The sequence below is a fragment of the Gelria sp. Kuro-4 genome, assembly GCF_019668485.1.
In the GTDB taxonomy this organism is placed as follows: Bacteria; Bacillota; DTU030; order DUMP01; family DUMP01; genus DUMP01.
In genome coordinates, this window is record NZ_AP024619.1 from 1,144,185 (window position 1) to 1,166,732 (window position 22,548).

Consider the following 22,548-nt stretch of genomic DNA (forward strand, 5'->3'; position numbering starts at 1 on the left):
ATGCCGAACAGGCCCTGTAAGCGCTGGATGGCTTACAGGGCCTGATTGCGTTGGCAAACGTTTACGCACCGTCCAAAGTTGTTACCAGGGATTCTTCCGTCTTTACCCTTGGCCCCATACTCAATGTGCTTGATTCATCCGGCTGCGGTTCTAAGCGCTGTCTGATGGGGGCGATGCCCCATAGTGTAAGGCGGGCACTTTTGCGCCGACAAACTCCAGCACCTTGCGAGCCAGTTCCAAGGCCGCTGCGGCATCCCTGGCCCCATAAGCCGCCGAAGGAATGCCGCCCGGAAGTCCATTGGGGTAGCGGGTGGGGATATAGTACTTGTCGAGGAGGGCGGCCTCAGGAGCGATGCCTGCAAAAGAAGGGTCCTCAGAGGTGGCCTTGGTGGCCAGCTCAGCCACGGAGTGTCCCCAAGGATCCTCTCCGCACGAGTAAAGAAAAGCCTTGAGCGCCTTTTCGGCGCTTTGCTGGCAGAGGAAACAGGCGACGTTGAAGCGCTCACCCGAGGCGTTGAACTCGGCGTCGTCCAGGTCTTTTCTTGCCTGGGCCAACCAGCGCTCAGCTTCTTCAGTGTATGGACGCCGCGTAGAGTACCACCCCTTCCTTTACCGCCCGTTGGACGAAAGGATTTTTTTGCTGAAGCTCGGTAAACTCTTCCGGCGTATAGCACAGGAGATCCAGGCTGACAGTAGGGAGAAGCCTTCGGTACAAAACGTCAAGTCGTTCCAGGAATCCAAGGTTTGTCTCCCAAATAACCATGAGGTCGATATCGCTGTGCTTTTCCACCTTTTGGCCGGCCAGGGAGCCGAAAAGGATTACCATGTTAACGCCTGTCTCGGCAAGGATGCTTACTATTCTCTTGAGCTCAGCTGTCAGCTTCTCCCGACGCTGTGTGCGCAAAGCGGCACGTTCGGCTGCCGGCATGGAAACCACCGCCTTAGCGAGCGCTTTATGTACGATAATTCTAGCATAGTAATTCTACCAGAAGAAACTGCCCCGCACAAGCCCCGGAAGAACCCTTAAAGCCCAGTACGCAGATGTCCGCGGCTTCCAGGGTTTCGCAGCGCATGCCGGCCGGAAACCCTGCCCGCAATAAACCCCGGGGCGCATGCCCCGGGGTGGAGGAAGGGTTGCGGCAAGGAATCAGGAGGGGGTCGGTTTGCCCTAGCTTTGCGCAGCCGGCGCCGGAGAGGAGGGCGCATAGCCGGGACCGTAGCCCCAGCGCGCCGGGCCGCGCCCGAGACCGGCGTTTGGGCCGAAACCGCTGTGGCAGAACCCAGGGCCCATGCCCCAGCCGGGGCCGTACTGGAAGTTGTTCTCTTTCTGCCACTCGTACATCTGGTCAACGCGGTCCTTGGCGATCTTGGCCTGGTCGGGGGTGATCCGGCCCAGGTCCACGTACTTGTCGATGATTTGTTTGCGCAGGTTCACCATTTGCTGGTAGAGGGCCGCCAAGTCAGCGGTGGTATCCTGCGTGTCTGTGGCGGCCAGCGCCGGGATGGCGGTCAGGGCCAGCACGAGGGCCGCAATGCCGAAGGCCAGGAGCTTCTTCACGAACAGCGCCTCCTTTTTTGGTGGTTGGTCGTGAGTTGTCGGCCTTGCCGGAGGATCACGCCCAGCCGGACGACGACCGATGACCAAGACTTACGACCAACGAGTGTGGTTTTGCGGTACGGTTACAGTATAACCCCGAATTTTGAGGAGAGTTTGAGCTGGATGTGAAGAATTTGTGAAGTATAGCCGGGAGGAAAAGCCAATAGGATAGTAGAAGCTGTGAGCAGTAAAAGGGGGGGGACCGGGGTGGTGAGAGGAGACCGGCGCCGGCTTTTCATCGCCGCAGCTGTTCTAGTTCTCTTGGGCCTGGGGCTTGCCATCCGCTGCGAGGCGCCCAGCGGTGCAGGCGGGCTCTTACCGCCGCCTGCAGTGCCGCAGGTGGCGGGGCTGGTGCCGGCCGTTTACGACCTGGACGTTTCTCTGGACCCCGCCGGCGGCACGCTGCGCGGGGAGAGTCGGGTGGAGTACACCAACAACGAGGAAGTCCCCTTGGGCGAACTCTATTTCCACCTCTACCCCAATGCCGCCCCCTTTGCCCGGGATGTGGCGCGGCCCGGCCGCCTTACCGTCCACGGTGTGCGGCTGGGTGAACACCCGGCCCGCTGGGAGGCGCGCGCCACCCAGCTTAAGGTTGCCCTGCCGCAGCCGCTCGCGCCGGGAGAGAAAGCGGAGCTCACCCTTACCTGGGAGCTTACCGTGCCCGCTTATCCCGGGCGCTTGGGCGAAAACGACGGCATCATCAGCCTGGGGAACTGGTACCCCATCCTGGCCGTTTATGATGCGGCCGGCTGGCACCTGGACCCGTACTACGAGCGCGGCGACCCCTTTTACAGCGAGGTGGCGCGCTACAAGGTGCACCTCGCCCTGCCGGACGCCTACCAGGCGGCGGCCACGGGCAACCTCCGGGCCGTGCGCAACCTGCCCGGGCCCACCAAGGAACTCACCTGGGAAAGCGGCCTGGTGCGGGACTTTGCCCTGGCCATTAGCTCCGACTACCAGGCGCTGCGCACCCGTGCGGGGGAGGTCCTGGTGCAGTCCTATTTTCCCAAAGAGGAACGGGACGGCGGCCGGCGGGTTCTGGCGGCGGGGCGTGACGCCCTGGAGTTTTTCAGCTGCATCTTCGGCTCCTATCCGTACGACCAGTTCACGCTGGCGGCCACCGGCTTTTACCAGGGGGGCATGGAATACCCCAACATCGTCTTTCTGGCGCGGCAGTTCTACGGGCCGGCGGACGCGGATGTCTTGGAGTACGTGGCTGTCCACGAAACGGCCCACCAGTGGTGGTACGGGGTGGTGGGGAACAACCAGGAGGAAGAGGCCTGGCTGGACGAGGGGCTTGCCGAGTTCAGCACCCTGCTCTTTTTCGAAAAGGTGCGCGGCCGAACCGCTGCCGGGACGCAGTCCCTTCTTAGCCTCTACGAGGCCTACCGCCAGGCCGAAGGCGACGGCGTCGTCCTGCAGCGCCTGGACGCGTTTCCCAGCGACCTGGCATACAACGCGTTGGTCTACGGCAAGGGCTGCCTGCTCTTTATCAAACTGCGCGAGGAGGTGGGGGAAGAGACGCTCCTGAAGATCCTGAGAACATATTACCAGCGCTTCGCCTACCGCACGGCCACCAGCCGGGACTTCATCCGCGTGGCGGAGGAGGTAAGCGGGCGGGACCTCAGTGCCTTTTTCCACCGCTGGCTGGAGAGTGCCGGCGAAAAATAGCGTCCCTTTTTCACTCCAGCGGGTTTACTTTTGCTCTCAATATGGTATACTATTAGTAACTTTTATTGGCGATGCGACTGAGGTGAGAGCCATGCTGGAAAAAGAGGATAAAGGGCGCGAGCTCAAGCGGCGCTCTACCCGGCAGCGCAAGGTGGTCCTCGAAGTGCTGCGCGGCACCAAGTCCCACCCTACGGCCGACTGGGTGTACGAAGAGGTGCGCAAGCGCATTCCCAACATCAGCCTGGGCACGGTGTACCGCAACCTGAAGCTCCTGCGCGACATGGGCGAGATCATGGAGCTGGACTTCGGCAGCACGTACAGCCGTTTTGACGGCAACCCGGAGCCGCATTACCACTTCACCTGCGTGGACTGCGCCCGGGTGCTGGACGTGGACATCCCGGTGGCTACCGAACTGGAGGACGAAGTGCGTAAGCGGCACGGCTGGGAGGTTTTTTCGCACCGGGTGGAGTTTTACGGCCTCTGTGCCGAGTGCAGCCGGCGCCGCCGGGAGGAACAGGAGAGGGGCGCCGGTACGGCCAAGGCCCAAGGTCAAGGCAGGTAGAAGGGGTTACCCGCAGCCGGACCGCTGCGGGTAATTTTTTACCTTGGGTTGCATGATTAAACTACATAGCGTATAATTATACAAGACGGGGTAAAAGAGAAGGCAGCGATAGGAGGAGAGACCATGCACGGTACCCTTACCCTGGCGGATGGAACGAGTTTTAGCGGGGAGTCTTTCGGCGCGCCGCTGGCCACAACCGGCGAGGTGGTCTTCAACACCAGCATGGTGGGCTACCAGGAGATCCTCACCGATCCTTCATACTACGGCCAGATCGTCGTCTTGACGTACCCCCTGGTGGGCAATTACGGCATCAACCGCGAGGACATGGAGGCCCGCCACCCCTTTGTCCGTGGCTTGATCGTCGGCGAGGCCTGTGCGCGCCCGAGCCACTGGCGCAGTGCCGAAACGCTGGCTGCTTTTTTGGCTGAGCACGGCATTCCCGGACTGCAAGGGGTGGATACGCGGGCGCTGGTGCGCCACCTGCGCGCCCACGGCACACTGACCGGGACAGTTTCCCCGGTTGGGGCGCCGGCCGCCGCGCCCCCTGCGCGCGAGGATCCGGTGGCGGCGGTTACAACTCCCACCCCCTATGTTCTCCCCGGCCCCGGCCCGCGGGTGGCGGTACTGGATCTGGGGGTGAAGCGCGGTATCCTGCGCGCCTTGCGTTCCCTGGGGTGTGAGGTACACGTGCTCCCGGCCGCCACCCCGGCCGGCGAGATCCTGCGCCTTAAGCCGGCCGGCGTGGTGATCTCCAACGGTCCCGGCGACCCGGCGGCCCTCACCGGGCCCGTCGCTACGGTGGCGCACCTCCTTGGGCGGGTGCCCTTCTTCGGCATCTGCCTGGGCCACCAGCTCCTCGCCTTGGCCCTGGGCGGGCGGACCTACAAGCTGCCCTTCGGGCATCGCGGCGCCAACCACCCGGTGCGGGAAGAAGCCACCGGGCGGGTGTACATCACCTCCCAGAACCACGGCTACGCAGTGGACGCAGCGTCGCTGGGCGGCACGGGACTGCGCGTCACCCACCGCAACCTGAACGACGGCACGGTGGAGGGCCTGGAGCACCGCAACCTGCCGGCGTTCTCCGTGCAGTACCACCCGGAAGCCGCCCCCGGCCCGGAGGATTCCGCTTATCTCTTCCGGCGCTTCTTCGGGCTCCTTACGGAGGAGGCGCAAAAGAGTGCCTAAAGACCCGAGCATTAAACGGGTGCTGGTGGTGGGCTCCGGGCCCATCGTCATCGGCCAGGCGGCCGAGTTTGACTATGCCGGCTCCCAGGCCTGCCGCGCCCTCAAGGAAGAGGGCGTAGAGGTGGTGCTGGTCAACAGCAACCCGGCCACCATCATGACCGACTACCACCTGGCCGATCGGGTGTACTTGGAGCCGCTCACAGCCGAGTTCGTCGCGCGCGTCATCGCCGAGGAGCGGCCGGACGCGCTGCTGCCGGGCTTAGGCGGCCAGACCGGCCTCAATCTGGCCCGCGAGCTCAGCCTGAACGGGGTGCTCCAGCGTTACGGGGTACGCCTTTTGGGCACGCCGCTTACGGCTATCGAAAGGGCGGAGGATCGCGAGCTTTTTAAGGAGACCATGGCCGCCTGCGGCGAGGCGGTGCCGCCCAGCCAGGCCGTGGCGTCCATAGCGGAGGCCCAGGCCTTCGCCGCCCGGTGCGGTTTCCCCCTCATCGTGCGCCCGGCCTACACCCTGGGCGGCAGCGGCGGCGGGCGCGCCCGCAACCGGACGGAGCTCACCGAGGTGGTGCGCCGGGGCCTGAGGCTCAGCCCCATCGGCCAGGTGCTGGTGGAAAAGAGCCTGGAGGGCTGGAAGGAGATCGAGTACGAGGTGATGCGGGACGCCGGCGACAACTGCATCACCGTCTGCAACATGGAAAACCTGGACCCCATGGGCATCCATACCGGCGACAGCGTGGTGGTGGCCCCCTCGCAGACCCTCACCAACCGGGAGTACCAGCTCTTGCGCACCGCCGCCCTGAAGATTATCCGCACCCTGGGAATAGTGGGCGGTTGCAACATCCAGTTTGCCCTGGATCCCCAAAGCGAGCGCTACTACGTGATTGAGGTGAACCCGCGGGTGAGCCGCTCCAGCGCCCTGGCTTCCAAGGCCACCGGCTACCCCATCGCCAAGGTGACGGCCAAGGTGGCCCTGGGGCTCAGGCTCGACGAGATAAAAAACCCGGTGACGGGCGGGACCTGGGCCGCCTTTGAGCCGGCGCTGGACTATGTGGTGGTCAAGGTGCCGCGCTGGCCCTTTGACAAGTTCAAGCAGGGCGACCGCCGCCTGGGGACGCAGATGAAGGCCACCGGCGAGGTGATGGCGCTCGACCGCACCCTGGAAGGGGCGCTGCTTAAGGCGATCCGCTCCCTGGAGGTGGGGCTCACCCACCCCAGCGCACCTGCCCTGGAGCAGCTTTCCCGGGCGGAGCTGGCCGCGGCGCTCCAGGAGGTGCGCGACGACCGCCTGCTCCTGCTCTTTGCCGCCCTGCGCCGTGGCTTCAGCGTGGCGGAACTGGCCGGTGCCACCGGCATCGATCCTTTCTTCCTGGGTAAGCTCGAGAACATCGTGCTGCTGGAGCGGGAACTGGCCGCCGGCCTGACCCCGGAGCGTTTGGCGCGAGCCAAAAGGCTGGGCTTCAGCGATGCCGCCATCGCCCGCTTGAGCGGCGTACCAGCGGCGGCCGTGCGGCGCCTGCGCGCCGAACAGCGGCTGGCGCCGGCCTACAAAATGGTGGATACCTGTGCCGCCGAGTTCCGCGCCGCCACCCCGTACTACTACTCCACCTACGCCGGGTGTGACGAGGTGGCGGCGAGCCCCCGGGCCACGGTGGCGGTGCTGGGGTCCGGGCCTATCCGCATCGGCCAGGGCATTGAGTTCGACTACTGCTCGGTGCAGGCCGTCTGGGCGGCGCGGGCGGCGGGTTATGAGACCGTGCTGATCAACAACAACCCGGAGACGGTGAGTACCGACTTCGACACCGCCGACCGCCTCTACTTTGAGCCGCTCCACCCGGAGGACGTCGGGGCGGTGCTGGAAAAGGAGCGGCCGGCGGGCATCATCGCCCAGTTCGGCGGCCAGACCGCCCTCAACCTGGCGGTAGAGCTGGACGGGCGGTATCCTCTGCTCGGCACGGCGCCGGCGGGCCTGGCCGCCGCCGAAGACCGCGAGCTGTTCGACGCGCTCCTGGCCCGCCTGGGGCTGGCCCGCCCGGCGGGCGGGGCCGTCACCGACGTCAAGGCCGGCCTCGCCCTGGCGGAGCGGCTGGGGTTTCCGGTGCTGGTACGTCCTTCCTTTGTCCTGGGCGGGCGGGGGATGGAGGTGGTGGTCGGCGAGGCTGAGCTGCGCCGCTATCTGGAGGAAGCCCTGGCCGTCTCTCCCGGGCATCCCATCCTTATCGACCGCTACCTCCCGGGCAAGGAAATCGAGGTGGACGCCCTGGCCGACGGGGAAGAGGTGACCGTCCCGGGGATTATGGAGCACATTGAGCGGGCGGGGATTCACTCAGGGGACAGCATCGCCGTCTACCCGGCACGCCTTACGCCCGCGCTCACAGAGAAGATTGTGGCCGCCACCCGCGCCCTGGCCCGTGGCCTTCAGGCCAAGGGCCTCATCAACATCCAGTTTGTTTACTACCAAGGCCGCCTGTACGTGATCGAGGCCAACCCGCGCGCCAGCCGCACGGTGCCTTTCCTGAGCAAGGTGACCGGTCTGGCGCTGGTGCCGCTGGCCACGCGCCTGGGCCTGGGCGCCCGCTTAAGCGAGCTGGGCCTTGCCCCCGGGCTGGTCCCGCCGCGGCGGCTGGTGGCGGTGAAGGCACCGGTTTTCTCCTTCGGGAAGCTTACGCGGGTGGACCCGCGCCTGGGGCCGGAGATGAAGTCCACCGGCGAAGTGCTGGGACTCGACCGGACGCTCCCCGCCGCCTTGTACAAGGCGCTCCTCGCCGCCGGGCAGGCGCTGCCGGCGGGAGGGACGATGCTCCTTTCGGTGGCGGACCGGGATAAGGAGGAGGTGCTGCCGGCGGCAAAAGAGCTTACGGAGCTGGGCTGGCGGCTCAGCGCCACGCCGGGGACGGCCCGCTGCCTGGCGGGGGAGGGACTGACGGCAGAGCAGCTGGAGCCGGCGGAGGCGCTGGAGCGGGTGCGGAGCGGAGAAGTGCACGCGGTGGTCTCCATCCCCAGCCACCGGCCGGGTGCCCCAACCTTTGGCTTCACCCTGCGCCGCCTGGCGGTGGAGTACGGCCTTCCCTGCTACACCTGCCCGGACACGCTCAGGGCCGCCCTCCTCGCCGCCCGCGCGCTCGCCGCCGGCGAGACCATCAACTGCGCCGACCTGAACTGGTACCTGGGAAAGGAGGACTCCCATGCAGAACCTTAAGGGCCGGGACTTCATTACGCTGGCGGATTTCAGCCCGGAGGAGCTGCGCCAGCTCCTGGATTTTGCCCACTACCTCAAGCAGCAGCAAAAAATGGGTCTTGCCTGCCGGCCGCTTACCGGCCGCACCCTTGCCATGCTCTTTCACAAGCATTCCACGCGCACCCGCGTTTCCTTCGCCGTGGGCATGTACCAGCTGGGCGGGCAGGCCCTCTACCTGGGGGCGGACGAGCTGCAGCTGGGCCGCGGCGAGACGGCGGCCGACACCGCCCGCGTGCTTTCGCGTTATGTGGATGCCATCTTGATCCGCACTTATTCCCACGAACTCGTTAAGGAACTGGCGGCGGCGGCCGACGTGCCGGTGATCAACGGCCTTACCGACCTTACGCATCCCACCCAGGCCCTGGCCGACTTCTTTACCCTGGAAGAAAAAAAGGGGCGCCTGGCCGGCCTCAAGCTCGCGTACGTGGGCGACGGAAACAACGTGGCCCATTCCCTCCTCATCGGCGCCGCCAAGCTGGGTGTGAACATCAGCCTGGCCTGCCCGCCCGGCTACGAGCCGCAGGGGGAAATTGTAGCCATGGCGCGTGAGGCGGCGGCCAAGAGCGGGACCGCCGTCGCCGTCGGCACCGATCCCCGAGAAGCGGTGGCCGGCGCCGATGCCGTCTACACGGATGTCTGGACCAGCATGGGCCAGGAGGCGGAGAGCGCTGCGCGCCGCACCGCCTTCGCCGCCTACCAGGTAAACGCCGCGCTTATGGCCCGAGCCAAGCCGGACGCCCTGTTCCTCCATTGCCTGCCCTGCCACCGGGGCGAGGAGGTGACGGCGGAAGTAGTGGACGGCCCCCAGTCCGCCGTCTTCGACGAGGCTGAGAACCGCCTGCACGCGCACAAGGCCATCCTGGCTGCAGTGATGCGCTGAACACCTACTTCTTTTTTCCCTCTTCGACAGCTAAACCGTAGGGCGTCGTGCCGGGACCTCCGGGCATGCCTGGGCTGCCGGGGGGCAAGGGGGGCAGGGGCGGCATGCCGGGCATCTGGCCCATCATCTCCATCATCCGCCGGTGCTGCACCGGGTCCAGCATCATGATGGCGTGCATCAGCTCGGCCACGTGTTCCTTCTCATCGTTCATGTTGCGGCAGAAGATCTCCCGCAGGCGCGGGTCCATGGTTTCCATGGCATGGCGCTGGTACTGGTTGATGGCGGCCAGCTCGCCGATCAGGTCTTCCCGCAGGACAAGGAGCCGTTCGTCCAGGGTGCACACTTCGTCCATTTGATGGGGCGGGACCATAATAAGACCTCCTTTAGTGCGTGTTCGTTGCCATTCCAGCATATGTCCGGTACGGCGGCGGCGTTCCGGTTGCATTTCTATACTCAGTTGTTTATAATTATAATGTCATTGGGACCAGCAAGCGGAGGAGGAGAAACAGTATGGGTGAGGTTAAAAAGGTGGTCCTGGCCTACTCGGGTGGCCTGGACACGTCCGTGATCATCCCCTGGCTCAAGGAAAACTACGGCTGCGAGGTTGTCGCCATGGCGGCCGACGTGGGGCAGGGGGAGGAGCTGGCACCCCTTAAGGAGAAGGCCATCGCCAGCGGGGCCAGCAAGATCTACATCGAGGACATCAAAGAGGACTTTGTGAAAAACTACGTCTTCCCCATGCTTAAAGCGGGCGCCGTCTACGAGGGCAAGTACCTCCTCGGTACCTCCATCGCCCGCCCGGTGATCGCCAAAAAGCTCGTGGAGGTGGCCCTGGCCGAGGGGGCCGACGCCATTGCCCACGGCTGCACCGGGAAGGGCAACGACCAGGTGCGCTTTGAGCTCACCGCCAAGGCTTTGGCGCCCCACCTCAAGGTGATCGCCCCCTGGCGCGAGTGGTCCCTCAAATCGCGCGACGAGGAGATCGACTACGCCGTGGCCCACGGCATCCCGGTGCCCGTGACCAAGGCCAAACCCTACAGCATGGACCGCAACCTCTGGCACATCAGCTACGAGGCCGGCGTGCTGGAGGACCCGGCCTTTGAGCCCCAGGAAGACATGTTCCTCCTCACGGTCTCCCCGGAGAAGGCACCGGATACTCCTGAGTACGTGGAGATCGCCTTCGAGGCGGGCGAGCCGACCGCGGTGAACGGCGTCGCGTACGGCCCGGTGGAGCTGGTGGAAAAACTCAACGCCCTGGCCGGTAAGCACGGCATCGGCCGGGTGGACCTGGTGGAGAACCGCCTGGTGGGCATGAAGTCCCGCGGCGTGTACGAGACCCCGGGCGGTACCATCCTCACCTTCGCCCACCGCGAACTGGAGTACCTGACGCTGGACCGGGAGACCATGCACTACAAGGAGCTCATTGCGGCCAAGTACGCCGAGCTGGTGTACTACGGCCTCTGGTTTACCCCGCTGCGCGAGGCGCTGGACGCCTTTGTGGCGGTGACGCAAAAGCACGTCACCGGCACGGTGCGCCTCAAGCTCTACAAGGGGAACATCAGCGTGGCCGGCCGCACCTCGCCCTACAGCCTCTACCGCGAGGACCTGGCCACCTTCGGCGCCGACGCCGTGTACAACCAGAAGGACGCCGAGGGCTTTATCAACCTCTTCGGCCTGCCGCTCAAGGTGCAGGGGCTGCTGAAGGCCGCGGAGGAGAAAAAGGCATGAAGCTCTGGGGCGGCCGTTTCCGCAAGGAGACGGCGGCGGAGGTGGATGATTTCAACGCTTCCATCGGCTTCGACCAGCGCCTCTGGGAGGAGGACATCGCCGGGAGCCTGGCGCACGTGAAGATGCTGGCCCAGGTGGGGGTGCTCACGGCGGAGGAGGCCGCCGCCATCACCCGGGGCCTGGAGGAGATCCGCGCGGAGATAAAAAGCGGCGCCTTTACCTTCAGCCCGGAGTACGAGGACATCCACATGCACATCGAGCACCGCCTTATCGAAAAGATAGGCCCGGTGGGCGGTAAGGTCCACACCGCCAGGAGCCGCAACGACCAGGTGGCGCTCGACACCCACCTCTGGGTGAAGCGCCGGGTGGACACGGTGCTGGCGCTCATCACGGACTTTCAGTCTGCGCTGGTGGCCAAGGCGCGGCAGCATCAGGCGGCCGTCATCCCCGGCTACACCCACCTGCAGCACGCCCAGCCCATCCTCTTTGCCCACCACCTTCTGGCCTACTTCGAGATGCTGGAGCGGGACCGGGCGCGCTTTCTCGGCTGCCGGGAGCGGGCGGACCTGCTGCCGCTGGGGGCCGGCGCCCTGGCCGGCACCACCTTTCCCATCGACCGGGAGCTGGTGGCGCGCGAGCTGGGCTTCAAGGCCCTCTACGAGAACAGCCTGGACGCGGTGAGCGACCGGGACTACATCGTCGAGTTTCTCGCCGCTTCCGCCCTCCTCATGGTGCACCTCTCCCGCCTGGCGGAGGAACTCGTCCTCTGGTCGAGCCGTGAGTTCGGCTTCATTGAGCTGGACGATGCCTACAGTACCGGTTCCAGCATCATGCCGCAGAAGAAGAACCCGGACGTCCCCGAGCTGGTGCGCGGCAAGACGGGGCGCGTGGTGGGGCACCTGACGGCACTCCTTACTGTTCTGAAGGGCCTTCCACTGGCCTATAACAAGGACCTGCAGGAGGACAAGGAGGCGCTCTTCGACAGCGCCGATACCGTGTGCGCCGTGCTGCGCGTCTTCACCGGGCTCATCGCCGCGCTCAAGGTGAACGAGGAACGGATGCTTGCGGCCGCGCGCGGCGATTTTTCCACCGCCACCGACCTGGCGGACTACCTGGCGCGCCGCGGCCTGCCCTTCCGAGAAGCGCATGCGGTAGTGGGCCGCCTGGTGCAGCAGTGCCTGGCAGCCGGTAAGACCCTTGAGGACCTTACGCTGGAGGAACTCCAGGCGGCCTCGCCCCTGTTCGGGCCCGACGCCATGGCAGCGCTTACAGTGGAAGCGTCGGTCGCGGCACGCACATCGCGCGGGGGTACGGCCCCGGCGCAGGTGGCGGCGGCCCTGGCACGGGCGGAAGAGTTCCTGGCCGCCCGCCGGCGCGATGGGAAGTGAGGTAAGTTAACGGAAAACTGCCGCGGAGGCCGGGGGAAGGCTTTCCCCCGGCCTCCGCGCTGTCACCAAAGGCCTCCCCCCCCAATACTATGGTGGAGGAGGGGGAGGGGAAGGTCGACCCCTCTCCCTCAAGAACTGCGAGGGAGGGGAACGATCGGTGAAAGGTAAGATGTGGTTGGCAGCGGCCCTCACCGCCTGCCTGCTGGTGGCCGGGTGCAGCCCCGTCCGGCCACCCCAGGCGGAAACACCGGCTCCGGCCGCGGCCGCCCCTGCCGCCCCGGCTCCGGAGACGGGCTTGAAGCCGCTTTCGCCTGCGGTGACGGTGACTGTGGGTATGAAGCAGGTGGTCTCCGATGCCGGAATCCTAATCGGCATGGCCAAGGGGTACTACAAGGAGTTGGGTATTGAGATCAAGCCCGTACAGTTCAACACCGGCCAGGAGATGATCAACGCCCTGGCTGCCGGGCAGCTCGACGTGGGGGCCACCGTCACGGCCACGGGGCTATTCAACGCCATGCTGCGCGGTATCCCCATCAAGATTGTGGCCGACAAGGGCGTGAACGTCCCCGGCCGGGGCTACTACCGGCTCTGCCTGCGCCCGGAGGTGGCGAAGGCGATTAAGGACTACAAGGACCTCAAGGGCAGAAAGCTGGCCGTGGTGGGTACGGCCTCACTGGACGAGATCGCCCTGGATCGCTGCCTGAACGCCGGCGGGCTTTCCACCCAGGATGTGGACCTCCAGGTTATCCGGGCCTTCCCGGACATTGTGGCGGCCATGGCGAGCGGCAGCATCGACGGCGGCATGGTGATCGAGCCCTTTGTCACCCAGGGTATGGTCAAGGGCGTACTCGATCCCTGGAAGGACCCGTCCGAGTACGACCCGCACGCCCAGACGGCGCTCTTGGTCTACGGGCCGAGTATCACCGAGCGGCCCGAGGCGGCGGACCGCTTTATGGTGGCCTACATCAAGTCCCTGCGCGACTACAACGATGCCTTTTTCAAGAACAAGATGAAGGACGAGGTAATATCCATCCTGGCGAAGTGGTCCGTGGTCAAAGATAAGGCCCTCTACGAGAAAATGTTCCCGGTGGGCCTTAACCCGGACGGCTACGCCCGCACCAAAGGGATCGAGCTGGACCTGGCCTGGTACAAGGCGCGCGGCCTCCTCAAGGGCGATCTGAAACTGGAGGACGTGCTGGATAACCAGTATGTCGACCGCGCCCTGAAGGTGCTGGGCAAATACCAGTAGCGGCGCCCACGCGGCAGGAGGACCGGGGCTGCGGTCCTCCTGCCCGGCGGCCTCTCCCTCAACCTATGGAGGTGAAGCGGCTGTGCGGGCAGAGGCAAAAGTGCTCTCCTTTTTTTCGCCCCTGCTTCTTGTCATCCTGTGGGAACTTTTGGCCCGCGGCGGCCTTATCGATATCCGGGTTTTTTCGGCACCGAGCCTCATAGTGCGATCCTTTGTTCCGGCACTCTTTTCGGGCGAACTCCTCTACCACACCTGGATCAGCGTGCGGCGCATCCTCCTCGGTTTTCTTGCCGGGGCCCTGCCCGGCGTGCTCTTGGGGCTGTCTATGGGGCTCTTTCCGCCGGTGCGGGCCCTGCTGCAGCCTATGATAGCCATCACCTTCCCTATTCCCAAGCTGGCCATCATGCCGATGATCATCCTGCTCTTTGGCCTGGGTGAGGCCTCGAAGGTGTTTACGGTGGCCATCGGCGTGTTTTACCTGGTGCTCATCAACACCGTGTCCGGGGTGCTCAACATCGACAAGATCTACCTGGATGTGGCCAAGAACTTCGGCGCCGGCCGCTGGAACTTTTACCGCACCGTGGCCCTGCCGGGGGCCCTGCCCATGATCTTCGCCGGTTTTAAGCTGGGCATGGGTACGGCTCTTATTCTCATCGTCGCCGCCGAACTTACGGCGGCCGGGGGCGGGCTGGGCGACTGGATCTGGCGGTCCTACGACATGTTCGATATCGAGCGCATGTTTACATCCCTCATCGCCTTGACCGTCCTGGGCTACCTGTTCTCTAACGCACTGGACCTCCTGGAACGGTGGGTGATACCGTGGAAATCGCCGCACGCGTGATCGGTGAGCCAGTGCCAGCAAGGAGGAGGTTAGAGGTGCAGCCGAACGGAGAGGCCATCGTCCTCACAGGCATCAGCAAAACCTTCACCAGCCGCAGCGGAACGGTAGTGGCCCTGGACGACGTCAACCTCACCATCAAAGAGGGCGAGTTTCTCTGCATCGTCGGGCCGAGCGGGTGCGGTAAAACTACGCTGCTGCGTATCCTGGCCGGCCTGGAGGTGCCCACCGGCGGCCGGGTGGAGATTAGAGTACGGGAACCCGGCAAACCGGTCAACGCCATGGTGTTCCAGGAGCAGTCGGTTTTCCCCTGGTACACGGTGAAGGAGAACGTGGCTTATGGCCTCGCCATGCGCGGGGTGCCGCGCAAAGAGCGCGAAGCGATCGCCCTGCATTACCTGAAGATCACCGGGCTGAGCAAGTTCGCCCACGCTTACCCCCACCAGCTTTCCGGCGGCATGAAGCAGCGCGTGAGCGTAGCGCGCGCCTTTGCCAACGACCCCTCCATTCTTCTTCTGGATGAGCCGTTCGGCTCCCTGGATGAGCAGACGCGCGTCATCCTGCAGCAGGAGCTGCTGCGCATCTGGGAGGGCACGCGCAAGACGGCCGTCTTCATTACCCACAGCATCGATGAGGCCCTGGGCCTGGGGGACCGGGTGCTGGTGATGACGGCCCGGCCGGGGCGCGTCAAGGCCATCCTGGAGGTGGACCTGCCGCGCCCGCGCGACCTCACCCTCATCCGCTCCCGGCCGCGCTTTCTGGAGCTGTTCGATACCATCTGGTTCTACCTGCGCGAAGAAGTGGCGAAAGCCACTGAGCTCAAAGCTTAGGCCAGGACCTGCCAGAAAAAATGTTGCCGCCCGGAAAGGTTTTTCCGCCCCAGCCAGCGAAAGTATAATGGGAAAGCGGATAAGATAGTAAAAGAAGCAGGAAACAGAAGCAAGAATTGGCAAGGTGAGGTCCCATGCTGGAGCAGCTGCGCCATCTGTCCCCCCTCGACATCCTGGATATTCTCATCGTCGCCTTCGTCTTTTACCGGGTCATTGTCTGGATCCGGGGCACGCGGGCGGTACAGCTCTTGAAGGGCCTCGCCGTGCTGCTTTTGGCGTATTTTTTTAGCCGCCGTTTCGGGCTGGCGGCGACCAGCTGGCTCCTCGACAAGGTTATGACGATGGGCCTCATCGCCGTGCCCATTATTTTTCAGCCGGAGCTCAGGCGCGGGCTGGAACAGCTGGGGCGCGGCCGGCTCTTCACGCCGGCCAGCCGCCTCTTGGGCGAGGAAGACGTTTCCCGCATGATTCAGGAGGTGGTGCGGGCGGTGCAGGTGCTGGCCCGCAACAAGGTGGGGGCGCTCATCGTCCTCGAACGCCGGACGGGGCTCAAGGAAGTGGAAGAGACGGGCATCCCGCTGGATGCCTTGGTATCGGCGGAGTTTCTGGTCAACGTCTTCGTGCCCAACACGCCGCTCCACGACGGCGCCACCATCATCCGCAACGACCGGGTGGTGGCGGCCGGGTGTTTCCTGCCGCTCACCGAGAACCAGGATCTCAGCAAGGACCTGGGAACGCGCCACCGGGCGGCGTTGGGCATCAGCGAGCAATCGGACTGCGTGGCCATTGTGGTCTCGGAGGAGACGGGTATTATCTCCGTGGCGCAGGAAGGCAGGCTGCGGCGGCACCTGGACGAGGGCAGCCTGAAGGATCTGCTGGCAGGCATCTTCAAGCAGGAGGCGACGCTGCCCTTCCTGCGCTGGGGGTCATCGCATGGATAAGTGGCTGCAAAAAGACGCTGTTGTCCGGGCGATGGCCCTCCTGCTGGCCTTTATCATGTGGCTCTTCGTGGTGAACGAGCAGAACCCTCAGGACACGCGCACCCTGCTGGTGACGCCGGAGCTGCGCAACGTGCCCACGGGCCTGGTGCTCATGGGCGATGTCAAGCCGGTGGCCGTTAAGCTCAAGGGCCGCCGCAGCGAGCTTTACGCGACCGGGGGACCGGAGCTGGGTGCCTACGTGGACCTCGCGGCGGCGACGGAGGGCGAGCAGTCTTACCCTGTGCACCTCGCCAGCGTGCCGCCCGATGTGGAGCTGGTGCAGATTGCCCCGCCGCAGGTGACGGTGAAGCTGGAGAGCATCGTGCAGCAGCAGCTCCCGGTGGAACTGGTGCTGCGCGGCACCCCGGCCGCCGGCTACGCGGCGGGGCCGCCGGTTTTGAGCCCGGTGCAGGTGCTGGTGGAGGGGCCGCGCAGCCGGGTGCGGCTGGCCAGCCGGGCCATCGTCCGCCTGGACACGGAGGGGGCCAAGGACAACATCCGCGTGAGCGTGCCGGTGCAGATCCTGGACAGCAAGGGGGCGCCGGTGCCGGAGGGCCTGCGGATCAAACCTGAGGTGGTGGACGTGTCGCTCCCCGTGGCGCGCCTGCCGGCCAAGATGGTGCCGGTTAAGCCCCAGGTTTCCGGGGAGCCGGGCGAAGGATATAAGGTAAGCCAAGTCCTGGCCGAGCCTGCCACCATCATAATAAGCGGCCCGGCCGCCATGCTGGCCGAGATCACCAGTGTCTCCACCCTGCCGCTGGACATCAGCGGGGCGACCATGAACCGGAGCGGCGACATGCGGGTGGTGCTGCCCCAGGACGTGCGGGCCGAGGTGGAGCGGGTGCGGGTGACGGCGGTGATTGAGCCGCGCACCATGCAGCGCACCCTCGAGGGCGTGGAAATCAAGGTGCGCGGCCTGGCGGAGAAGATGGCGGCGACCGTAGAGCCCAAAAGCGTGCGCGTTACCGTGGCCGGCCTTTTCCAGACGATGGCACCGCTGACTGCTGCCGACCTGAGCGCCTACGTGAGCGTTGACGGGCTGGGCCCGGGTGAACACGAGGTGACGGTGCACCTGAACCTGCCGGATGGTGTCCGGCAGGTGGGAATAGAGCCGGCGAAAGTGAAGATCATCCTGAAGGCGGAAGAGCCGCCGCCGGAAGAAAAGAAAACGGGTGAAAAGGATAAACCTTGAAAGCTGTTGGAGACGAGTAGGACTAGGGGGATTCATGTGGGTAGACTTTTTGGAACAGACGGCGTGCGCGGCGTGGCCAACGCCGACCTTACCCCCGAGCTGGCCTTTGCGCTGGGCCGGGCCGGGGCTTACGTGCTGACGGACGGGCGTGACCGCTCCCGCCTGGTGGTGGGCCGGGACACGCGGCGCTCAGGGGAGATGCTGGAAGCGGCGCTTACGGCGGGGATTCTGTCCGTGGGCGGCGAGGTGCTGAACGTGGGTGTGCTGCCTACGCCGGCCATCGCCTACCTCACGCGGGCGCTGGGGGCCGATGCGGGGGTGGTGATCTCTGCCTCCCACAACCCGGTGGAGGACAACGGCATCAAGTTTTTCTCCGCCGAAGGCTACAAGCTGCCGGATGCGGTGGAGGATCGCATTGAGGCTCTGCTGGGCGAGGCGAACCTGCCGCGGCCCACCGGGGCCGGCGTGGGGATACGGCGGAGCGTAGCGGAGGCGGGTGAAGTATACCTTAAGCACCTTGACGCGGAGCTGGGGACGGATCTTTCCGGGCTCAAGATTGTGGTGGATGTGGCCCATGGAGCGGCGTACCAGGTGGCGCCCAAGCTGCTGCGCCGCCTGGGGGCGGAACTCACCGTCTTGAACAACGCTCCTACGGGTGTTAATATTAACGTGAACTGCGGCTCCACCCATCCTGAAGGCCTTAAGGAGGCGGTGCGGCAGGTGGAGGCCGCTGTGGGCCTGGCCTTCGACGGCGACGCCGACCGCCTTATTGCCGTGGACGAGCGCGGCGAGGTGGTGGACGGCGACCAGATCATGGCCATCCTGGCGCTGGCGCAGCGGGAGAAGGGCCGCCTGAAGGGGGAGGGGGTGGTGGCCACCTCCATGAGCAACCTAGGGCTGGAGCTGGCCCTGAAAAAGCACGGCCTTAGGCTCGTGCGCACCCAGGTGGGCGACCGCTACGTGTTGGAGGAGCTCCTGAGGCGCGGCTGGAACCTGGGCGGAGAACAGTCCGGTCACATCATCAACCTGAACCACAACACCACCGGCGACGGCCTAAGCACTGCGCTGCAGCTGCTAGGCGTGCTGGTGGAAAAGAAGGTGCCGCTTTCGGAGCTCGCGGCGGTGATGCCGCGCCTGCCACAGCTTTTGGTGAACGTCACCGTGAGCCGCAAAGACGGGTGGCGGGAAAACCCGGGCATCGCGGCGGCAATCCGGGAGGCTGAGGAGTGTTTGGCCGGGCGCGGCCGTGTGGTGGTGCGGCCCTCCGGGACGGAGCCCCTCATGCGCATCATGGTGGAGGGCGAGGACGCCGGCCTTTTGCGGCGTCTGTGCGATGATCTCGCCGCCGTGATTACCCGCGAACTCGCGTAAGGGCGTGCTTCATGGCGCCCGTATCCCGCATAGATTACTGTAAGGGGGTGATGTGGAGGGAGAAAGAGCACAGCTGCCCTTACCAACGCGGAAAGGGGGAATGACCGGCGCCACGCAGGTTAAGATGGCGTTAAACGATCTCAAGCGCCCGAACTCCCCGGCGACGCCCGGCCGGCGGCGAACCGGCCCTCGGGGAGTTGACGAGGAAGGGGTTTATCGAAGTCTTCGGCGGATGCCCCTCGGGTTCTCACCGCCCGTAAGGCCTTCCTGAAAGCCCGGGAGCGATCTCGGGGACAAAGGGAACGCCAGGTGAAAAGGGTGTCTGTGCCCCGCGCGGCACGCTGTCCCACCCTTCCGGTGTGTCTTTGCCACGCCCGGAAGGCTTGGTTGAATTTTGCCTTAAATTAAGGAGGTTGAGCCGTATGTGCGGCATTGTCGGTTATATCGGTCACCGTAAAGCGGTGCCCGTCCTGATTGAAGGTTTAAAGAAACTCGAGTACCGAGGCTACGATTCCGCCGGCGTGGCGGCCGTGGTGGATGGCCGGATCTGGCTGGAGAAGGCGGTGGGGCGCCTGAGCGTGGTGGAGGAGCGCCTGCGGGACAAGGACATCCCCGCCCGGGTGGGCATCGGCCACACCCGCTGGGCCACGCACGGCCGGCCGTCCGACGCAAACGCCCACCCGCACACCGACTGCACCGGCCGCTTCGCCGTCGCCCACAACGGGATCATCGAAAACTACGCCGACCTTAAAGCCGAGCTGGAGGAAAAGGGTCACACCTTCAAGTCCCAAACCGATACCGAGGTTTTGGCCCACCTCCTCGAGGACCTGTACAAGGGCGACCTGGTGCGCGCCGTGCGCCAGATGGTGGCCCGTCTGGAGGGCTCCTATGCCCTGGCCGTCCTGGCGGCCGACGAGCCCGATAAGGTGGTGGCGGTGCGGAAAGACAGCCCGCTCGTGGTGGGCCTCGGCCGGGGCGAGAACTTTCTCGCTTCCGACATCCCGGCCATCCTCGAGCACACCCGCGAGGTTTACATCCTACAAAACGGCGACATGGCCGTCCTTACCGCCGGCGGCGTAGAGCTTACGGACACCAAGGGCCTGCCCATCGCGCGCGAGGTCTTCCATGTGAAGTGGGATCCGGTACAAGCCGAAAAGGGCGGCTACGAGCACTTTATGCTCAAAGAGATTTTTGAACAACCCCGCGCCCTGCGCGACACCATGGCCGGCCGCCTGAAGAACAGCCACGTGGAGCTTAGCGAGGTCGGCATCGACGATGAGAGCATCCGTGCCCTGCCCAAGGCCTTTATTGTGGCCTGCGGCACCGCCTATCACGCCGGCCTGGTGGGCAAGTACGTCCTGGAGAAGCTGGCCCGCCTCCCGGCGGAGGTGGACATCGCCTCCGAGTTCCGCTACCGCGACCCGCTCCTTCGCCCCGAGGACCTGGTGATCATCATCAGCCAGTCCGGCGAGACAGCCGACACCCTGGCCGCCCTGCGCGAGGCAAAGCAGGTGGGGAGCCGGATCCTCGCCATCACCAACGTGGTGGGAAGCTCGGTCGCCCGCGAGGCGGACGACATCATCTACACCTGGGCCGGCCCCGAGATCGCCGTGGCCTCCACCAAGGCCTACACCACCCAGGTGCTGGCGCTGGTGCTCTTGGCGGTGCGCTTCGGCCTGGCACGCGGCACCTTGAGCGCGGAAAAAGCGGAGGAGATCACCGCGGCCCTCCGGCTGCTTCCGGACCAGGTGCAGGAGATTCTGGAGCAGGCGCCCGCCATCAAGGCGTTGGCCGAGAAGGTGAGCGAGAGCGAGCACGCCTTCTTCATCGGCCGCAGCATCGATTACGGCGTGGCCATGGAAGGGGCGCTCAAGCTCAAAGAGATCTCCTACCTCCACGCCGAGGCCTACGCCGCCGGCGAGCTCAAGCACGGCACCCTCGCCCTCATCACCCGCGGCGTGCCGGTGATCGCCTTGGCCACGCAACCGGACATCTATGAGAAGATGCTCAGCAACATCCAGGAGGTAAAGGCGCGCGAAGGGCATGTGATCGCCGTCGCCCACGAGGGCGACCGCGGCATCACCCGCCTGGCCGACGAGGTCTTCTACATCCCGCGCACCGTCAAACCCGCCTCCGCCGTCCTCACCGTCATCCCCCTCCAACTCCTCGCCTACTACGCCGCCGTCGCCCGCGGCTGCGACGTCGACAAACCGAGAAATCTCGCCAAAAGCGTCACCGTAGAATAAAACCCAGTGCCGGGCGCCTGGGAATACTTCCCAGGCGCCCGGGCTGTCCGTGTGGGGCCTGGTGGTCCTCATGCTGGCGGCCGCTCGGTCAGGCTCTAGCGCCCGCATAACTCGGCGAGAACTTACCAATACATTTCGAGTGGTCCGGCGGCTGCAGAAATAGCCATGCACCGAACCTTTGGGAAGTTGTTGAGGTGAGGAGGTTTTCTGTTCAAACGCTTCTTGCCAAGCGCTCGCGGCGGGCGCCTGGCAGCAGGGTTGAGAAGGTCCGATTGCGATGAAACAAAGTGACCCCGCTTTCGTCTAACAGGATGAGAGGAGCAAATGGTGCTCCGCCACGCTCCTTCTCTTGAGCAGGTTTTTCGACAGCTGTGCCGAAGATTTATCATAAAGGGGGTGGGGACGGTGTCCGAGATTGAGGTGGAAGTGCAGGCTGTGGCGGTGGACCAAAGCGGCAACCACATGGTGATGTTAGGTGACAAAGAGAAAAGGAAGCTGCTGCCGATAGTGATCGGCCCGGTGGAGGCCAGGGCGATTTGGATGAACCTGCAGGGAATCACCCCCGAACGCCCGCTGACCCACAACCTTCTTAAGCACCTGCTGGACCTGGTGGGCGCCAAAGTGCAAAAGGTCGTGATCACAGACATCAAGGACGGCACCTTCTATGCTCTCCTCCATGTAGAATACGGCGGCGAAGTCCACAAGGTGGATGCGCGTCCCAGTGACGCCATCGCTCTGGCTCTGGCCTTTGACGCGCCTGTCTATATCGACCTGCGGCTCATCGAGTTTACCTTGGACCCGGCCGACCTGAACATCCAGCACAACTAACAAGACGATCTGGTCTCTAGGCCAACCGAAAGAAAGCCCGGCTTTGTCTGCGGGAGCTGTGTATCGCCGGTGCCGGGCACCTGGGGAGAAATCCCAGGTGCCCGGCACCCTACGTTATCCACGACGACATCCGGCGGTGACGAAGTGGCTGGGTTCCTTCGCTGACTCCCCTGAACGCTTAGCAACTTCGGTAATAAGCGTTGCTGAGTTTTTCACCGGCCTGCCACCGGCACAAAGGGCAGCGGCGCGGAAGTACCTCAGGGCCTTCACCGTTCTGCCCATTTCCTTCGAAGATGCCGTGCGGGCAGGGGAGATCCGGTGGGAATACCGGGGCCAGGGTGTTACCTTGGGTTTGCTGGATGCCCTGCAAGGGGCCTTGGCGGAACGGAGGAACTTGACGATAGCCACATCCAACGCCCGCCGCTTTCCCTGCGTACCTACCTTTGACCCTCGGCTTTATGAGAGCCGGCTTGTTTAGAGCGGCTGTCACCACGCTAAGAGAGCCCGGCTTGCCGGCCAAGTCGGGCTTGCCTGTTACCCGGCCCCTTCCCTTATGTGGCCCAAGGAAAGGGGACGCGTCTATCCTTCGAGGAAATGCAAAAGATCGCCGGGTCCATAAAGTAAAGCCCCGCAGCCGATCAAAACGGTGCCTGGCGCCGGGCGACACCACCAGGCGACGGGCACCGCTTCTCTTCGCACCGTATCACGGCAGAGGCAAGCAGGGCGCGGGTTGGGCACTGCCCAAGGCATTTTTCTTGCTGACTGAGC

General features: G+C 64.8%; 20 protein-coding genes. 16 read left to right on the forward strand and 4 right to left on the reverse strand.

The window, feature by feature from the left end:
- Window positions 1–150: 150 nt before the first annotated feature.
- The 3 genes from K5554_RS05715 to K5554_RS05725 form a co-directional block, all read right to left on the reverse strand.
- A complete protein-coding gene (locus tag K5554_RS05715) occupies window positions 151–555 on the reverse strand; it encodes a HEPN domain-containing protein (protein ID WP_221040178.1) in 405 nt (134 codons plus the stop codon).
- A 16-nt stretch (window positions 556–571) separates the two neighbouring features.
- A complete protein-coding gene (locus tag K5554_RS05720; protein WP_221040179.1) occupies window positions 572–928 on the reverse strand; it encodes a nucleotidyltransferase domain-containing protein in 357 nt (118 codons plus the stop codon).
- Between the two features lie 240 nt (window positions 929–1,168).
- Window positions 1,169–1,558, reverse strand: coding sequence for a DUF2680 domain-containing protein (locus K5554_RS05725; RefSeq protein WP_221040180.1), 390 nt, complete (start codon window positions 1,556–1,558; stop codon window positions 1,169–1,171).
- 246 nt (window positions 1,559–1,804) lie between these two features.
- Here K5554_RS05725 and K5554_RS05730 point away from each other — a divergent pair, with 246 nt between their 5' ends.
- The 5 genes from K5554_RS05730 to argF all read left to right on the forward strand — a co-directional run bounded on the left by K5554_RS05730 (window position 1,805) and on the right by argF (window position 9,130).
- A complete protein-coding gene (locus K5554_RS05730) occupies window positions 1,805–3,268 on the forward strand; it encodes a M1 family metallopeptidase (RefSeq protein WP_221040181.1) in 1,464 nt (487 codons plus the stop codon).
- 91 nt (window positions 3,269–3,359) lie between these two features.
- Window positions 3,360–3,830: a transcriptional repressor gene (locus K5554_RS05735; protein WP_221040182.1), complete on the forward strand. Its 471-nt coding sequence runs from the start codon at window positions 3,360–3,362 to the stop codon at window positions 3,828–3,830.
- Between the two features lie 123 nt (window positions 3,831–3,953).
- Window positions 3,954–5,015 carry a glutamine-hydrolyzing carbamoyl-phosphate synthase small subunit gene (gene carA, locus K5554_RS05740; protein ID WP_221040183.1) on the forward strand — a complete coding sequence of 354 codons (1,062 nt, stop codon included), beginning with the start codon at window positions 3,954–3,956 and terminating at the stop codon, window positions 5,013–5,015.
- Entirely contained in the window at window positions 5,008–8,211 is a 3,204-nt protein-coding gene (gene carB, locus K5554_RS05745; protein WP_221040184.1) for a carbamoyl-phosphate synthase large subunit, read from the forward strand. Before carA ends, carB begins: the two co-directional genes overlap by 8 nt.
- Window positions 8,198–9,130, forward strand: coding sequence for an ornithine carbamoyltransferase (gene argF / locus K5554_RS05750; RefSeq protein ID WP_221040185.1), 933 nt, complete (start codon window positions 8,198–8,200; stop codon window positions 9,128–9,130). Before carB ends, argF begins: the two co-directional genes overlap by 14 nt.
- A gap of 4 nt (window positions 9,131–9,134) precedes the next feature.
- Here argF and K5554_RS05755 read toward each other — a convergent pair whose 3' ends face one another.
- Window positions 9,135–9,500: a hypothetical protein gene (locus tag K5554_RS05755; protein WP_221040186.1), complete on the reverse strand. Its 366-nt coding sequence runs from the start codon at window positions 9,498–9,500 to the stop codon at window positions 9,135–9,137.
- Window positions 9,501–9,640: 140 nt separating this feature from the next.
- Here K5554_RS05755 and K5554_RS05760 point away from each other — a divergent pair, with 140 nt between their 5' ends.
- The 11 genes from K5554_RS05760 (at window position 9,641) to K5554_RS05810 (ending at window position 22,258) form a co-directional block, all read left to right on the forward strand.
- Complete coding sequence (locus tag K5554_RS05760; protein WP_221040187.1) at window positions 9,641–10,858, forward strand: argininosuccinate synthase; 1,218 nt, start codon at window positions 9,641–9,643, stop codon at window positions 10,856–10,858.
- Window positions 10,855–12,246, forward strand: a complete 1,392-nt coding sequence (argH, locus tag K5554_RS05765) for an argininosuccinate lyase (protein WP_221040188.1) — start codon at window positions 10,855–10,857, stop codon at window positions 12,244–12,246. The genes K5554_RS05760 and argH overlap by 4 nt, the downstream gene beginning before the upstream one ends.
- A 157-nt stretch (window positions 12,247–12,403) precedes the next feature.
- Window positions 12,404–13,495, forward strand: coding sequence for an ABC transporter substrate-binding protein (locus K5554_RS05770; protein WP_221040189.1), 1,092 nt, complete (start codon window positions 12,404–12,406; stop codon window positions 13,493–13,495).
- A gap of 82 nt (window positions 13,496–13,577) precedes the next feature.
- The gene (locus K5554_RS05775) at window positions 13,578–14,336 is read left to right on the forward strand and encodes an ABC transporter permease (RefSeq protein ID WP_221040190.1); all 759 of its coding nucleotides are present in this window, start codon (window positions 13,578–13,580) and stop codon (window positions 14,334–14,336) included.
- Between the two features lie 35 nt (window positions 14,337–14,371).
- On the forward strand, window positions 14,372–15,163 hold the full coding sequence (locus K5554_RS05780) for an ABC transporter ATP-binding protein (protein WP_221040191.1): 792 nt from the start codon (window positions 14,372–14,374) through the stop codon (window positions 15,161–15,163).
- Between the two features lie 134 nt (window positions 15,164–15,297).
- A complete protein-coding gene (gene cdaA / locus K5554_RS05785; protein WP_221040192.1) occupies window positions 15,298–16,104 on the forward strand; it encodes a diadenylate cyclase CdaA in 807 nt (268 codons plus the stop codon).
- Window positions 16,097–17,335 carry a YbbR-like domain-containing protein gene (locus tag K5554_RS05790; RefSeq protein ID WP_221040193.1) on the forward strand — a complete coding sequence of 413 codons (1,239 nt, stop codon included), beginning with the start codon at window positions 16,097–16,099 and terminating at the stop codon, window positions 17,333–17,335. The genes cdaA and K5554_RS05790 overlap by 8 nt, the downstream gene beginning before the upstream one ends.
- 36 nt (window positions 17,336–17,371) lie before the next feature.
- The gene (glmM, locus tag K5554_RS05795; protein WP_221040194.1) at window positions 17,372–18,706 is read left to right on the forward strand and encodes a phosphoglucosamine mutase; all 1,335 of its coding nucleotides are present in this window, start codon (window positions 17,372–17,374) and stop codon (window positions 18,704–18,706) included.
- A gap of 422 nt (window positions 18,707–19,128) precedes the next feature.
- Window positions 19,129–20,952 carry a glutamine--fructose-6-phosphate transaminase (isomerizing) gene (glmS, locus tag K5554_RS05800; RefSeq protein ID WP_221040195.1) on the forward strand — a complete coding sequence of 608 codons (1,824 nt, stop codon included), beginning with the start codon at window positions 19,129–19,131 and terminating at the stop codon, window positions 20,950–20,952.
- 405 nt (window positions 20,953–21,357) lie between these two features.
- On the forward strand, window positions 21,358–21,780 hold the full coding sequence (locus tag K5554_RS05805) for a bifunctional nuclease family protein (protein ID WP_255565529.1): 423 nt from the start codon (window positions 21,358–21,360) through the stop codon (window positions 21,778–21,780).
- A 97-nt stretch (window positions 21,781–21,877) separates the two neighbouring features.
- The gene (locus tag K5554_RS05810) at window positions 21,878–22,258 is read left to right on the forward strand and encodes a PIN domain-containing protein (RefSeq protein ID WP_221040197.1); all 381 of its coding nucleotides are present in this window, start codon (window positions 21,878–21,880) and stop codon (window positions 22,256–22,258) included.
- The last annotated feature ends 290 nt before the right edge of the window (window positions 22,259–22,548 follow it).

Bases quoted from the DNA above. Each gene is read 5' to 3' on its own strand.
- glmS (WP_221040195.1), top strand. From the start codon at position 19,129: ATGTGCGGCATTGTCGGTTATATCGGTCACCGTAAAGCGGTGCCCGTC.
- argH (WP_221040188.1), top strand. From the start codon at position 10,855: ATGAAGCTCTGGGGCGGCCGTTTCCGCAAGGAGACGGCGGCGGAGGTG.
- cdaA (WP_221040192.1), top strand. From the start codon at position 15,298: ATGCTGGAGCAGCTGCGCCATCTGTCCCCCCTCGACATCCTGGATATT.
- argF (WP_221040185.1), top strand. From the start codon at position 8,198: ATGCAGAACCTTAAGGGCCGGGACTTCATTACGCTGGCGGATTTCAGC.
- K5554_RS05720 (WP_221040179.1), bottom strand. From the start codon at position 928: ATGCCGGCAGCCGAACGTGCCGCTTTGCGCACACAGCGTCGGGAGAAG.
- K5554_RS05735 (WP_221040182.1), top strand. From the start codon at position 3,360: ATGCTGGAAAAAGAGGATAAAGGGCGCGAGCTCAAGCGGCGCTCTACC.
- K5554_RS05790 (WP_221040193.1), top strand. From the start codon at position 16,097: ATGGATAAGTGGCTGCAAAAAGACGCTGTTGTCCGGGCGATGGCCCTC.
- carA (WP_221040183.1), top strand. From the start codon at position 3,954: ATGCACGGTACCCTTACCCTGGCGGATGGAACGAGTTTTAGCGGGGAG.
- K5554_RS05760 (WP_221040187.1), top strand. From the start codon at position 9,641: ATGGGTGAGGTTAAAAAGGTGGTCCTGGCCTACTCGGGTGGCCTGGAC.
- K5554_RS05755 (WP_221040186.1), bottom strand. From the start codon at position 9,500: ATGGTCCCGCCCCATCAAATGGACGAAGTGTGCACCCTGGACGAACGG.